The sequence below is a fragment of the Komagataeibacter kakiaceti JCM 25156 genome (genome assembly GCF_000613305.1).
On sequence record NZ_BAIO01000007.1, the window covers coordinates 19,999 to 33,144 of the forward strand.

Sequence of the window (13,146 nt, forward strand, 5' to 3'; positions counted from 1 at the left end):
GTTCTGAAGCGATAGGAGCAGATTCCAGACATCTAAATCCGGCTAATTCCGTTGTTGGAATCGTCCCGGATATATCGATGCACATACGTGTATCTTGTTTTTATCTTGACCAGGCCATTCGTAATCCGTCACGAAAATTCATACCAAGAAGCGCGAGATTGATTGACCCTGCCAGCAGTTCGAGAAACTGGATGCTATAAAAAGGCCAGCCAAACTTTAATTCAGAAGCTCGCAGTGCCAGAAAAAACGCGCAGGGGACAAGAATACAGATGCCATTGAGTCCGATAACTCGCATGCGTTTGAGTTTTGTGAGCACCAGACCCCGAGGCGCTTTTCCCGCTATTTGATAACCAGACAGCCCGGTGAAAGCGAGACAAGGGACAAGAACAAGCAATCCCCAGAGGATAGTATGTTTAGTCGCGGCAATAGTCTGAATATTTCCAGATAGTTCGGAAACGATGGTGCTGACCATGAAACCGGCTATGCATAGAATGGCCAAACCTCCTAGCAGAGGATGGATACGGTAAAGAAGCCTTTGCATGGGATTGTCCTTGCAGAAATGGATCCGTGAGATTTATATAGCTAGCCATGAATAAAGATAGCAAGCCATATAAATGGCAATCCCGTGAACAATCCCTTGGCTATATGGTCAACTGGGCGGCCCGGCTCTTCGCACGTGAGATGGACGATGCTTTGCGCCCTTTTGGTCTCACGTCCGGCCAATTGCCTGTGTTTTTTGCTCTTGCGGAAGGGAAGTCTCAACCGCAACGTGAACTGGTGCGCCTTGCTGCGGTAGAGCAATCCACCATGGCCAAGACCCTCTCTCGTATGGAACGGGACGGGTTGATCCAGCGCAGTCCAGACCCAAATGATCGGCGCAGCACATTGATCTCGCTGACCTCTTCAGCGGCAAAAAAACTGCCGGACATTGCTGCTGCTGTCGCGTCAATCAATGCCAAAAGTCACCTTTATCTATCGGGAGAAGACAGTGAACTATTGCTTGATCTGCTTCGACGGGTCATCAGCGGTCTGGCAAACGATGAATAACCACTTGGCGGGGGAAGCCGTCCGGCCGATTCGGAGCGGCCAGACAATCTTTCCAGCCGTTCACTCGACGACGTATGACAGCCTGTGTGCGCCCATGGCGGTCGCTTTTGGCACCACTCTTCGCGCTCATTACCGGGCGTTCAAGGTCATCCTGCCGCCGAGAGGAATAGAAATCGGTCTGGGGACAAAGCCCAAGTGTAACCTTTCGAAAAAGTTTCATTCAGCGTTGACGAAACGAAATAATAAATCAAGGAACTAGTTCATCGATCGCTTGCACGACGGCATGGATATATTCCGAAGCCTGCCGCGCTTGATTTGGATCGCAGGCGCGAAGGATGCCAGTAGCTTCATCAAAATCAGCATTGTGAACAATCATATCGCGGCGATACGCGATACTATTTAGTCTACGTTTTGCAGACTTATTTTCAACGCCAAGCTTAGCAGCGATCGCATTCCACTTGTGCTGTTCGTTCCAAACGAAAGCGAGCCCGTCGCTACGTCCTCAGCCTTCTGAAATGTTCGGAATTTCACAGCCAGCGAAATAATCTTTCTAAACTCAAGAACCTGCTGCGCAGGCGTTACCGAGTGCAAAGCGAGAAGAGACGCCATAGGCACTGTTTCATTCAATAGCTTCTGGGATAGCGGGATGCTATTGGCAAAATGAAGCGTTCCCTTCTCGACGATCAATTCCGAGATGTAGAAGTCGAGCGCAGAAATTGACGCTACCCAAACAAATCTTAGGCTAAAGTCCGCCGCGTAACCAACTCCCTTAAGATGATTATAGATTTCGATTGCTTCCGCACATTGTTGAATGTGCTCTTCAAATCTGTCAAATGCGGCAGTCATTGCTAGCAAGCATCTCTATCTTGGAAGCAATTGCTTCATAAATTACATCAAAAGATTCGATGTTTCTTATGGCCTTTTCTTTGACAACGCCCTGAATGTTGTCAGCCTTTAAAGCTGTGTCATCAAGTTTGAAAATTGGGAGATCAGCAAGATTTGCTGTGTGAATGAGACCCTGAAAATCTGGTATACGCGCCAAGGCATGCAAGCCCTTATTGTCGGCGGCGAGTTTGTCCTTCCACTCGTCAAAAGCTCGCTGATAGCACTCTGGCTTGGCCGTCATTCCCGCAGCTTGTAAAGTGGGTACCAATCGCTGCTCTACCTGCTCATCGATTTGCGCGATCCGCTCGTCAAATTTTCGGGCAGCTTTGCTGGCGTGTTTGTTGAACCTGGAATTCAGGGTACCAAGAAAAACTGGTCTTGAAGCATGAAGAGGATAGTCCGCGTCTTCAAACTTATGGAAGTTCGCGTCTTTCCAATTCATCCAGCGAACGAGATGATTGCCTAGTGTGCCCACAGCCATCAGCGAGAATGGATCCGGGTTCGTTGGGACAATAAAAGCGTCCGATGCGATGAAAAGGTTTTGATTAATTGCCCCTAGACCAGGATTGAGATCGATTAAAGTGTAATCAATCTCATGTTGGGCTTCAATCATGCCAATAAATGCTTGGAGTGCACCGGGCAAATTCTTCATCACTGACAAGGTGCCGCCTGTCTCTTGCGCGAGACTGATTTGTCCTTCGTAAGCAGCGAGTTCAGCGTGCCCCGGTAAAACGAACAGGTTTGGATTATTGGCGGCGCTCGGACAATCGAATGGCTCTAAAGCTGATGGCTTTCCCTCTAGAACTGGCGAAACTCCGTCCTTTATGTTTTTGCTTTTTGTAGAATCGTCTTCGTAATATTTGTCGAATACGTCAAAGCCCAATGCAAGTGCAGTCAGATTTACCTGCGAGTCACCATCCACCAACAGGACCTTATTTCCGTGTTCTGTCAGCTTCCAGCCTATATTATACGCGGAGACGGTTTTCCCGGTCCCGCCTTTATGATTGAAAATGGCAATTCTCGTCGACATTGGACCCCCAAAAGCTAATTTCTCTATCGGTAGCGAGCGTATCCTAGGAATGGACACGGCGAAAGCCATGGACGGCCAGCTTTCGCTGGCATCCGTCCGCTAGGTTTTGCGACATGGAAGGACAGCTATATCGTGGCGATTGCTCGGAACCGGTCAGTCGACAATCGGCCCAACTTGGTCGCGAGAGATCGTGCTGCTCATGTCCGCTATGCGGCGGCTCTTCGAGGGCACGTATGACTGAGATGAAGGCGCAAGACGAAACGCTATCCTTCTGACCTGACCGATGAGGAATGGGGTCGTATATTGCCGCTGATGGCGCCTGCGCACCGGCGTGGCCGGAAGCAGACAACGGATTTCCGTGAAATCATCAATGCACTGCGTTATCTTGTTCGTTCAGGCTGCGGGTGGGAGATGCTGCCGGTTCATTTTGGCCCATGGCAGACGGTTTACTGGTGGCTCCGCAGGCTGATGCGCCGCTTTTTGTTTCAGACCATTCATGATGTCTGCCTGATGCTGGATCGGGAGGAAGCCGGACGCGAGGCCAGTCCCTCAGGCGGTGTTATCGACAGCCAAAGTATCAAGGCGCCCCACGCGGAAGTCCGGGGTTATGACGCAGGCAAGAAGATTGTCGGTCGCAAGCGCCACATTGCGTTGATACGGATGGCCGACTGCTTCTGGTCAGGCTCACTCCTGCGGGTATTTCAGACAGCACAGGCGCGCCAGATGATCCTTTCTGCCATCCGTAAACGCTGGCCGTGGGTGAAGCATCTGTTCGCAGATGGGGCCTACGATCGCTTGCAATTGATGGACAAGGCTGCCTTTCTCGACTTCACGGTTGAGATCGTCCGGCGGTCAGACACGGAAAAAGGGTTCGAAGTTCTCCCGCGTCGATGGGTGGTTGAGCGGACATTCGGCTGGATGATCCGCCGGCGTCGCCTTGTGAAGGACTACGAACAGCGGATCGACGTCGCAGAAGCCATGATCCACATCGCAATGGGTAGCATCATGCTACGCCGAAACGCTCATCCTTGAATTTCCAAAAGGACTCTAAGAAAAGAGCGTTCGAGGTTCGGAAATATGTAACTCTCGAATTTTATCTGTTGCCGAAACCTCGCTTATTGTCTCATCTGTTAAATACGCTTTAACTTTTTCAGCTTCATTTTGGTTTGGACATACCACCCATTGTCGAGACATTCGCATCACGGCTTCCCGAGCGAAAGCGTGATGTGTCTGAATTTATCTGCCTTTGCTACAGCAATTTGGAAATCACCGTTCTGAGGTTTGACTGAAGGTGAAAAAACCATGACGCGTGTTGGAGACAGAGGGAACACAGCAGTCGGATAATTAGGGTCAAGCGGAGTCATATCACCGAAGGGCTGGTCACCAGTCAAAAATATCGGATTTTCTTCTTCAATTATGAAGGCCGTCCCTGACGTAAAAAATTTTATTCTATCTTGAATAAAATTATATAAGTTATTTAATGTATGAATTTTTATTTCAAGATCATCTTGTAAATTCATTTTTGATTTAATATGACTTTCTACAGAATTTACAGTATATTCACTTCTATATCCAAGAGAAATGATCCCAGAAAGGGCGCGTTTTAACGCTTTTGATGTCCACTTTCTAGTAGATTCTTTTTTTTGATCTCTTACAAAATCACAAAGTTCACTTTCAAATTGTGAGAACCAATTTTCAAGTCGATCATCTCGACGGTCATTAATATACTTTGGAGCATAAATATATTTCGCTATCGCGAAGGAAGCCTTTAAAGAAGGGGAAAAAATTACTTCTTTTTTTTCAATATCAAAATACCATATACCAGTTTTCTCTTCTTCGTTTTGGCTTTTCCAATTTGCAATATATCCTCTGGTTACTATATGATTTTTCACTTTTGTTCCCATAAAACATCCCCTTCTTTGCTTTTGGTTAATATTAATTTTGTCTCTTCGATACGGGTTTTGCTTTGTAAGCGATAGGCAACATTTTTTTCCATATTTTGAAAGCAGTGTGCGAAAAAATGTCTGTTTTTATAAAATCGGTAGGAATTGGAGAGCATCGATTTTGAAGGCGTAAGCGGACTATTACTATCGATGATAGATGATCCCGCTTTTGAGCGAACGACCACTATCCTGATTACAAGGGTGTTCTGTCCTTTACGCTGCCCCGACAGAAGCATTCAGTTTCATGATCATTGATGATGCCGCAGGCCTGCATCCATGCATGCACAATCACCGGTCCCACAAAGCTGAACCCGCGCTTTTTCAACGCAGCAGAAAGTTCATTCCCTGCTATCGAGCGTGTTGTCGTGCCTGACCCGTCCCCCATAACTGGTTTTCCCTGCACACTACCCCACACAAAACTGGCGAAATCCTCCCCCGCTTCCTGCATGGCCAGATAGGCACGGGCATTGCGGATCACCGCCCTGATCTTGGTCTGCGAACGGATGATGTTCCCATTGGCCAGCAACTGACCGACTTCCTTCTCGCCATAGCCTGCCACGATTTCTGGCCTGAACCCGGCAAAGGCCGCACGAAAAGCCTCCCGCCTGCTCAGAATGATCCGCCATGACAGGCCGGCCTGAAAACCGTCAAGCATGAGCTTTTCCCACAAGGCTCGGGAGTCATGTTCCGGCACACCCCATTCGGTATCATGATAGGCTTGCAGCAGGGCATCCGTGCGTGCCCAATGGCAGCGTGTACGTTCGTCGCGGGTCATCGCGCCTTGCGGAACGTCAGATTGTAGCGATAGGTACTCTTGCCGGGTAGTAGCGGTTCAACCCCATGAAAATTCATGCGTGCCTCTCTGCCCCATACCATCACGTCCCCTTCATGCAGGGTTATACGTCGTCTGGCATCACTTCGTCTCGGGCCACCCCATAGGAAAATAGCAGGCAACCCGAGCGATACGGATACGATCGGGGCGCTCATATCTCCCTCATCCAGATCCTGATGCAGCGATAACCGGGCACTTGGCGCATACCGGTTGACAAGACAGGTATCGGGACTGAAATCCGCAAAGCCTGCTCGGGCGGCGGCGTTGCGCGCCAGTTCGCGGAAGACAGGCGGCATTAGCGGCCATGCCTGCCCGCTATCGGGATCGTGTGATGTATAACCATACCCCTCGCGCCCGCTTGTCCAGCCAAACCGGCCACAACTGGTCATGGCGACCGACATACGCCGTCCGCCTGGAGTATGCATGTGCCGGAAAGGCGAACAGGTCGCGATGGTCCGGATATGGGCGAGCAACGGCGCCGCCTCCGCCAGAGCAAAGCCGGGAAGAAACAGCGCACCAGCGGAAAGCACAATATCGTCACGCGCTGCGCCAAACAGGTCAGGCTGCATCATGGAAGATGACCCCCAACGTATGACGGAGTCCGGTCCGGATGCGGCTGACACCGTGGCGCAATGTGACGCGATAACTGCCACGTGTGCCTGTTTTTGGCCTTTGGTTGACGGCAAACAGCACGCCATCACCCTGTCTGAGGGGCACAACATCTACACGCGACTGCATGCGGGGGCGCTGCTCCGTCAGGACGAACTCACCGCCGGTAAAATCCCTGTCCGGGCATGACAGCAGAACGGCAAGCTGGATCGGAAAGACATGCTCCCCGTAAAGGTCCTGATGCAGGCAGTTATAATCACCTGGTCCATATCGTAATAATAGCGGTGTAGGTCGCGCCTGCTCCGCCGCGTGGCAGCGGGCAAGAAAGGCCTGGTGATCCGCAGGAAAACGGGGCGTCAGTCCCATGCGTTCCATCCAGTGGTTCGCGGTCGGAACTAGAAAAGGATAGAGTTTCTCACGCAATGTCGTGACCAGAGATGGCAGGGGATAGGAGAAATAGCGGTATTCTCCGCGCCCGAACCCATGCCGCGCCATGATGACACGGCTGCGAAATCCCGCCTCATTGGCATAAAGGGTCGAAAGTGACTGGCACGCGGCCTCATTCAGCAGTCCGGGAATCACTGCCCAGCCATCCTCATCCAGCCTGCTGGAAATATCTTTCCAGTCTATCGTTGCAAGGCTGTCCGGACTCATGCGTCCTTTTCCCGTTCCAGTAGTGCTTTCTTGCGGGCGACACCCCAGCGATAACCCGATAATGTCCCGTCCCTGCGCACGACGCGATGACACGGAATGGCAACAGCCAGGGCATTGGCGCCGCAGGCATTGGCGACCGCCCGCACGGACTCCGGATGACCGATTGCCCTGGCGATCTCGGTATAGGTTGCGGTCTGGCCGGCCGAAATGGCCCGGAGCGCGTTCCATACCCGCTGCTGGAAAGCCGTACCCCGGATATCAAGCGGCAGCCCCAGCCCGACAGCTGGCGTTTCGACGAGACTTACGACCTGGGCGACATGATCCTCGTAATCAGGGTCCGCACCTACTAGTTCCGCGTTGGGAAAGCGGTCCTGAAGATCACGGGCAAGTATCTCAGGATCGTCCCCCATGAGGATCGCCACGATCCCCCGCTCCCCTGAAGCAACAAGGATCGCGCCCAGTGAGCACTGGCCGATGGCAAAGCGCAGCCGTTCCGCCGGAGCACCACCGCGCAGGGCGCCGGGCTTCATGCCAAGCAGGCTGTCGGCCTTTTCATAGAAACGGCTGCTGGAATTATAGCCAGCCGCATAGATGGCATCCGTCACGGTCGCAGCGGAGCGCAAAGCAGCACGCAGGCGTTGCGCGCGGCAGGCTTCACCATACTGACGGGGAGAAAGCCCGGTGATACGCCTGAAGACACGCTGAAAATAGGTGGGGCTGAGCCCCGCTTCCTGTGCCAGCACATCGAGCGTTGGAGCGTCTCGCTGGCTTCGATCATTCGGCAGGCCCGCGTCACCCGTCCGTTATGGCCGGTTTCCGCAAGCGCGCCATCCGGGTCGCAGCGTCGGCATGGACGCGCCCCTGTCGCACGTGCCTCATCGACGGTTCCATGAATACATGCGTTTTCCGCGTGTGGCCTGCGCGAGGGGCAGGAGGGGCGGCAGTAGATCCCCGTGGTGATGACGGAATACCAGAACAGGCCATCAGCCGTTCTGTCGCGCCTCAGGATCCGATCCCATCGCGGATCCCGTTCGATAGATGAAGATACAGATACATCTGCCCGAACAGCCACCGGTATGTCTGTGCTCATCGTTGTCACGGCTGCGCTCTCCTACACCCGGTCAATACGGGCCGCGTAACATCCGCGTCTGGCATAGTGCGCATGAAGATACGCGGTTTCAGGTCTGTCGAAAAACTGTTCGATCAAGGATTCCAGTTGGGTACCTTCCACGATTTCTGCCGCAATCATGTCGTGGCGGGCATCAAAGGCTCTCAACGCCATGAGACGGACCCCGAGTGAGTCCGGAATGCTGTCGATCCCATCATATTGCGCCTCGGCCCCTTCCCGAACGAAAATGGCGTGGCTTGACCGGTACGGCGTCTGCTCGGGCTGGTGTGTGTAATTCAGAAGCAACACCGTTTCTCCGGGCTCGGCATCACGCAGTTCAACACGATCCGGGAAACCGGGAAGTCTGTCGGCGATATGGCGACGTACATTCCGGGCGCTCAGATCGGCATCGCTCATGCCGTAGAGGTGACGGAAAGAAGCCGGGTTCAGGCCGGTTATACGGAATGACATGGTGATCTCCGGTCGATTGTCTTTCTGCTTACGACCGTAACCGCGTCCCCAGAGCCCGGCGCTCCGAATCTTGCGATCAAATTCGAATTTGTCCGGATACGCCAGTTCCAGACCAGCAGACTGATTTTTACACGGGAGGTGTTTATCAATCATGCCCGATTTATTGGAATTGTCCCGCGATCCAGGAGATTTTTAGCTCCGACCGCCATGAACAATGGCCGCTTTTCCATTCGCATTGCTATGGCTTGGACGGCTCATAAGAGGCGAAAGCCGACATGGGGACACACCCTTCACCCCCGCCACTCCATCATGCGACGCTACCGGCCAGCCACTCCCTGAGCTTCGACCACCGTCGCCTTCCACCCTGGTTTCGCACGGCCATGCCCAGCGCCTTCTTCTGCCCCACAAGCACGACGAGCTTCCGCCCCCGTGTCACGCCCGTGTAGAGCAGGTTCCGCGCCAGCATGGCGTAATGCTGGGTCACCAGCGGGATCACTACTGCCGGGTATTCCGAGCCCTGGCTCTTGTGAATGGTCGTCGCGTAGGCCAGCACCAGTTCGTCCAGCTCGCCGAAGCCGTAAACGACCTCCCGTCCATCGAATGAAACCGTCAGTTCGCCTTCTTCGATATCGATCCTGTCGATAACGCCAAGATCCCCGTTGAAGACGTCCCGGTCATAATCGTTGGCGATCTGCATCACCTTGTCGCCCGGCCCGTAGGTCCAGCCGAACCGCTCGACTGTCACCTCGCCCGGCGGGTTCAGCGCCTGCTGCAATTCGATATTCAGTGACCGCGCCCCAAGGCCGCCCCGGTTCATCGGACACAACACCTGCACGTCCTGAACCGGGTCCAGCCCGAACCGCGCCGGGATGCGGTCCTTCACCACCGCCAGCAGTCGGCGCAGCCCGATCTCCGGCTCGGCCGCTTCGACGAAATAGAAATCCGACCCTTCCTCCGCGCTCAACTCCGGCATTTTTCCTTCGTTGATCCGGTGCGCATTGGTGATGATCCGGCTCTGCGCTGCCTGGCGGAACACCTCGGTCAGCCGCACCACAGGGACAGCACCCGAGGCGATGATATCGGCCAGCACCTGCCCCGGTCCGACCGACGGCAACTGGTCCACGTCGCCCACGATCATCAGGGCTGCGCTATCGGGCAACGCACGCAGCAGGGAGCGCATAAGCAGCACGTCCACCATGCTGGCCTCGTCCACGACCAGCAGATCGCAGGTCAGCGGGTTGGTATCGTCCCGCTTGAAGCTGCCGGTCGCCGGATCTGTCTCCAGCAGGCGGTGGATGGTCTTGCCTTCCAATCCGGTGCTTTCCGACAGGCGCTTCGCCGCCCGTCCCGTTGGCGCGCAGAGCTGCACGTCCGTGCCCTTGGCCGTCAAGATCTTCAGGATGGCGTTGACCAGCGTGGTCTTGCCGACGCCAGGACCACCGGTGATCACCAGAACCTTGCTGCGCAAAGCCAGGCGCACCGCCTCCTGCTGGCTGGGAGCCAGAGCGAGCCTGGTCTTTTTCTCCACCCAGGTCATGGCTTTTTCAGCATCGATCTCCGGCCAAGGCGGTCGGCCGACGGTACAGGCATGCAGTCGCTCGGCGATGCTCTGCTCCGCGCGATAGAGACCAGCAAGGAAGATACAACTCGTCTCTCCCACGCTGTCAGCGACCACGTCGCCCGCTTCCAGTTCCAGTGTGAGGCTGTCTCGATCAGAGGGGCGGCGACCTCCAGCAGTTCGGCGGTGCTGGTCAGCAATTCCCCGACCGGCAGACCGCAATGCCCCTCATCCATGGCCTCGCCGAGTGCATAGGATATCCCTGCCCGCACCCGGATCATGGCGTCGGGTGCGATCCCCATCTTCCGGGCGATCTGATCTGCGGTCTTGAAGCCGATGCCCCGAATGTCCTTCGCCAGCCGGTAGGGGTTCTCGCTGATCAGTTTGACCGCGTCCTGCCCATAGGTCTTGAATATCCGCACCGCCCGCGAGGTGCCGACGCCGTTGCTGTGCAGGAACAGCATAATCTCGCGGATCACCTTCTGGTCCGCCCAGCCAGCGACAATCCGTTCGGCACGCTTGGGACCGATACCCGTCACCTCCCGCAGGCGTCCAGGTTCCTGCTCGATCAGGTCGAACACCGCCTCGCCGAACGCTTTCACCAGCTTTTTCGCATAGACGGGTCCGATACCCCGGATCATGCCCGAACCGAGATAACGCTCGATGCCCTCGACCGTGGTCGGCGGGCTGACCTTGAGGAACTCGGCCTTGAACTGAAGCCCATGGGTGTGGTCGTTGAACCAGCGCCCCGACATCTGCACGAACTCGCCCGCCGAGATCATGGCGGCGTGGCCGACAACAGCGACAAGATCGCGCTGCCCCCGCACTTTCACCCGCAGAACACAGAAGCCGTTCTCCGCATTGTGGAACGTCACCCGCTCGACCAGTCCCGCCAGCGCTTCCGTGGGCGAAGAGTCGATGGCGCGTCCGCTCATCCGGCCTGCCGGCAGAACGGTAATCCCGTATCGTTCATGACTCGCCCTCCCCTTCCGTGACGCTGCGGTAAGCCAGTATTTGTACGACGCGCCTGTATCCGGGGCCAGCCATGACTACGATTCCGTACGCTGGAGCACGCGCAAGCGCGATCTCCCACATTGCGTATTTCCATTGAAATAACAGTCATCTGTCCGGATCGTGTGTCTGTTTTCCTTGCCTTGCGGTCGGAAGAGAGCGACGATGACGGACAGACCCAGCCAGTCCATTGCCCCGGTATATCGGCCGCCCGAGCCGGAGTTGCGGCTTGTCCTGCACCCCAGTGCCCCCGACCCGCGTCTGGTGGCACTGGTTCGCCTCATGGCGCGCCGTGCGGCACGGGATTGGTTCCGGTCGCAACAACAGGAGCACCGACGCTCCGGACCGTAAGGGAAAACCCGCCATGAAGGTCGCGCTCTACGCCCGCTATTCGTCCGACAACCAGCGCGACGCCTCGATCGCCGACCAGCTTCGCGTCTGCCGTGCCCACGTGGAAAAACAGGGCTGGACCGTCGTAGAGGAATATACCGACCACGCCATCTCGGGCGCATCCTTGATGCGACCTGGCATCCAGGCGCTGATCGCCGATGCGCAGCGTGGACGGTTCCAGATCGTGCTGGCCGAGGCGATGGACCGCCTGTCCCGCGACCAAGAGGACATCGCCGGCGTCTTCAAGCGCATGAACTATGCCGGTGTGCGGATCGTCACCCTTTCCGAGGGAGAGGTGTCTCATCTGCATGTCGGCCTCAAGGGCACGATGAACGCCCTGTTTCTGAAAGACCTGGCCGAGAAGACGCATCGCGGCCTGCGAGCCGGGTCGAACAGGGCAAGTCCGGCGGCGGCAATGCCTACGGCTATGATGTCGTGCGCAGGCTCGACGCCAATGGGGAGCCGATCCGGGGCGACCGGACCATCAACCCGCACGAGGCGGATGTGGTCCGTCGCATCTTCCGCGACTTCGCGGCCGGACTGGGACCGCGCGCCATCGCCTTCCGTCTCAACGACGAAGGTATCCCGGCACCGGGCAGTGGTGCGTGGGGCTTCTCGACCATCACCGGCAACCGGCTACGCGGCACGGGTATCCTCAATAATGAGATGTACGTGGGCAGGCTGGTGTGGAACCGGCAGCGTTTCATCAAGGATCCCGATACTGGCAAGCGCCAGGCCCGACCCAATCCGGAATCCGAATGGGTGATCCAGGAGGTGCCGGAGTTGCGGATCGTCGATCAGGATCTTTGGGACACGGTCAAGGCGCGGCAGGCCAGCGTCAGCGCCAGCCGGGACACACGCGACACCTCATCGCCCGATCATTTCCGCGAGAAGCGCCGCCCCCGCTATCTGTTTTCCGGCCTGAGCAAATGCGGCTGCTGTGGTGGCGGCTATTCCATGATCTCCGGCACCCTGCTCGGCTGCTCGACGGCCCGCAACAAGGGCACCTGCGACAACCGGACCAATATGCGGCGCGAGGAGCTGGAGCGGCGCGTCCTCGACGCTCTGCGTCACCACCTGATGGATCCGGACCTGTTCGCCGAATTCTGCACGGCCTTCACCACCGAGATGAACCGGCTGCGCATGGAGGCTTCCGCCGACATCGGCGCGGCTGAATCAGAACTGAAGCGGGTGGAACGCGACATCCAACGCCTGATGGATCTCTACCTTTCCGAAGCCATTTCCATCGAGACGGTCAAGGAACGCGGATCCAAGCTCGAAGCCCGCAAGGCGGAACTCAAGGAGTTCCTCGCCACAGCCGAGGCACCGCCTCCCCTGCTCCATCCCCAGATGGCGGAGTTCTACCACCGGCAACTCGCGCGTCTGCACGACATGCTGCATTCCGAGTTGGACGAGAAACGCCAGGAGGCGGCCGAGGTGATCCGTTCCCTGATCGAGGCGATCATCCTTACGCCATCCGACAAGGGCCTCCAGATTGACGTCCGGGGCGACCTTGCCGGCATCCTAACGGTCGCGGCAGGCGGACAAACGAAAACCCCAGCCCGGAAACGGACTGGGGTTCGTGATGCGTTGGCATCGCAAGTTCAG

General features: G+C 56.0%; 13 protein-coding genes and 3 pseudogenes. 3 read left to right on the forward strand and 13 right to left on the reverse strand.

Going from position 1 to position 13,146, the window contains the following annotated elements:
• Positions 1 to 100: 100 nt before the first annotated feature.
• Positions 101 to 472 carry a hypothetical protein gene (locus JCM25156_RS27490; protein WP_084296399.1) on the reverse strand — a complete coding sequence of 124 codons (372 nt, stop codon included), beginning with the start codon at positions 470 to 472 and terminating at the stop codon, positions 101 to 103.
• A gap of 116 nt (positions 473 to 588) precedes the next feature.
• Between JCM25156_RS27490 and JCM25156_RS01715 the strand changes: the two genes are divergently transcribed.
• The gene (locus JCM25156_RS01715) at positions 589 to 1,047 is read left to right on the forward strand and encodes a MarR family winged helix-turn-helix transcriptional regulator (RefSeq protein WP_025811827.1); all 459 of its coding nucleotides are present in this window, start codon (positions 589 to 591) and stop codon (positions 1,045 to 1,047) included.
• Between the two features lie 247 nt (positions 1,048 to 1,294).
• Here the strand turns inward: JCM25156_RS01715 and JCM25156_RS31935 are convergent, their stop codons facing one another.
• Genes JCM25156_RS31935 through JCM25156_RS01730 form a run of 3 tightly spaced genes read right to left on the reverse strand, consistent with a single transcriptional unit; the run spans position 1,295 to position 3,031 of the window.
• Entirely contained in the window at positions 1,295 to 1,423 is a 129-nt protein-coding gene (locus JCM25156_RS31935) for a hypothetical protein (RefSeq protein WP_277909313.1), read from the reverse strand.
• A 23-nt stretch (positions 1,424 to 1,446) separates the two neighbouring features.
• Complete coding sequence (locus tag JCM25156_RS01725; protein ID WP_025811829.1) at positions 1,447 to 1,893, reverse strand: hypothetical protein; 447 nt, start codon at positions 1,891 to 1,893, stop codon at positions 1,447 to 1,449.
• Positions 1,877 to 3,031: a ParA family protein gene (locus tag JCM25156_RS01730; RefSeq protein ID WP_051577447.1), complete on the reverse strand. Its 1,155-nt coding sequence runs from the start codon at positions 3,029 to 3,031 to the stop codon at positions 1,877 to 1,879. The genes JCM25156_RS01725 and JCM25156_RS01730 overlap by 17 nt, the downstream gene beginning before the upstream one ends.
• 207 nt (positions 3,032 to 3,238) lie before the next feature.
• Between JCM25156_RS01730 and JCM25156_RS20640 the strand changes: the two genes are divergently transcribed.
• Positions 3,239 to 3,994 carry an IS5 family transposase gene (locus tag JCM25156_RS20640; RefSeq protein WP_277909315.1) on the forward strand — a complete coding sequence of 252 codons (756 nt, stop codon included), beginning with the start codon at positions 3,239 to 3,241 and terminating at the stop codon, positions 3,992 to 3,994.
• Positions 3,995 to 4,161: 167 nt separating this feature from the next.
• Here JCM25156_RS20640 and JCM25156_RS27495 read toward each other — a convergent pair whose 3' ends face one another.
• The 9 genes and pseudogenes from JCM25156_RS27495 to recD2 form a co-directional block, all read right to left on the reverse strand.
• Entirely contained in the window at positions 4,162 to 4,866 is a 705-nt protein-coding gene (locus JCM25156_RS27495) for a DUF4238 domain-containing protein (RefSeq protein WP_084296397.1), read from the reverse strand.
• Positions 4,851 to 5,090: a hypothetical protein gene (locus tag JCM25156_RS30145; RefSeq protein WP_206777844.1), complete on the reverse strand. Its 240-nt coding sequence runs from the start codon at positions 5,088 to 5,090 to the stop codon at positions 4,851 to 4,853. Before JCM25156_RS30145 ends, JCM25156_RS27495 begins: the two co-directional genes overlap by 16 nt.
• Before the next feature lie 8 nt (positions 5,091 to 5,098).
• Complete coding sequence (locus JCM25156_RS01745) at positions 5,099 to 5,680, reverse strand: DNA-3-methyladenine glycosylase I (RefSeq protein ID WP_025811832.1); 582 nt, start codon at positions 5,678 to 5,680, stop codon at positions 5,099 to 5,101.
• A complete protein-coding gene (gene alkB / locus JCM25156_RS01750) occupies positions 5,677 to 6,306 on the reverse strand; it encodes a DNA oxidative demethylase AlkB (protein ID WP_199898802.1) in 630 nt (209 codons plus the stop codon). Before alkB ends, JCM25156_RS01745 begins: the two co-directional genes overlap by 4 nt.
• Entirely contained in the window at positions 6,296 to 7,000 is a 705-nt protein-coding gene (locus JCM25156_RS01755) for a 2OG-Fe(II) oxygenase (RefSeq protein ID WP_025811836.1), read from the reverse strand. The genes alkB and JCM25156_RS01755 overlap by 11 nt, the downstream gene beginning before the upstream one ends.
• Positions 6,997 to 7,743, reverse strand: coding sequence for a methylated-DNA--[protein]-cysteine S-methyltransferase (locus JCM25156_RS20645; RefSeq protein ID WP_242402388.1), 747 nt, complete (start codon positions 7,741 to 7,743; stop codon positions 6,997 to 6,999). The genes JCM25156_RS01755 and JCM25156_RS20645 overlap by 4 nt, the downstream gene beginning before the upstream one ends.
• Before the next feature lie 146 nt (positions 7,744 to 7,889).
• Positions 7,890 to 8,090, reverse strand: a pseudogene (locus JCM25156_RS30450) (Ada metal-binding domain-containing protein); the annotation flags it as partial.
• A gap of 21 nt (positions 8,091 to 8,111) precedes the next feature.
• Positions 8,112 to 8,732: a DUF1203 domain-containing protein gene (locus tag JCM25156_RS01765; RefSeq protein ID WP_242402389.1), complete on the reverse strand. Its 621-nt coding sequence runs from the start codon at positions 8,730 to 8,732 to the stop codon at positions 8,112 to 8,114.
• Between the two features lie 154 nt (positions 8,733 to 8,886).
• Positions 8,887 to 11,072: pseudogene (gene recD2 / locus JCM25156_RS20650) on the reverse strand (SF1B family DNA helicase RecD2).
• A gap of 440 nt (positions 11,073 to 11,512) precedes the next feature.
• On the opposite strand from recD2, the pseudogene JCM25156_RS20655 reads away from it, so the two are divergent.
• Positions 11,513 to 13,146 (forward strand): annotated as a pseudogene (locus JCM25156_RS20655) (recombinase family protein); the annotation flags it as partial.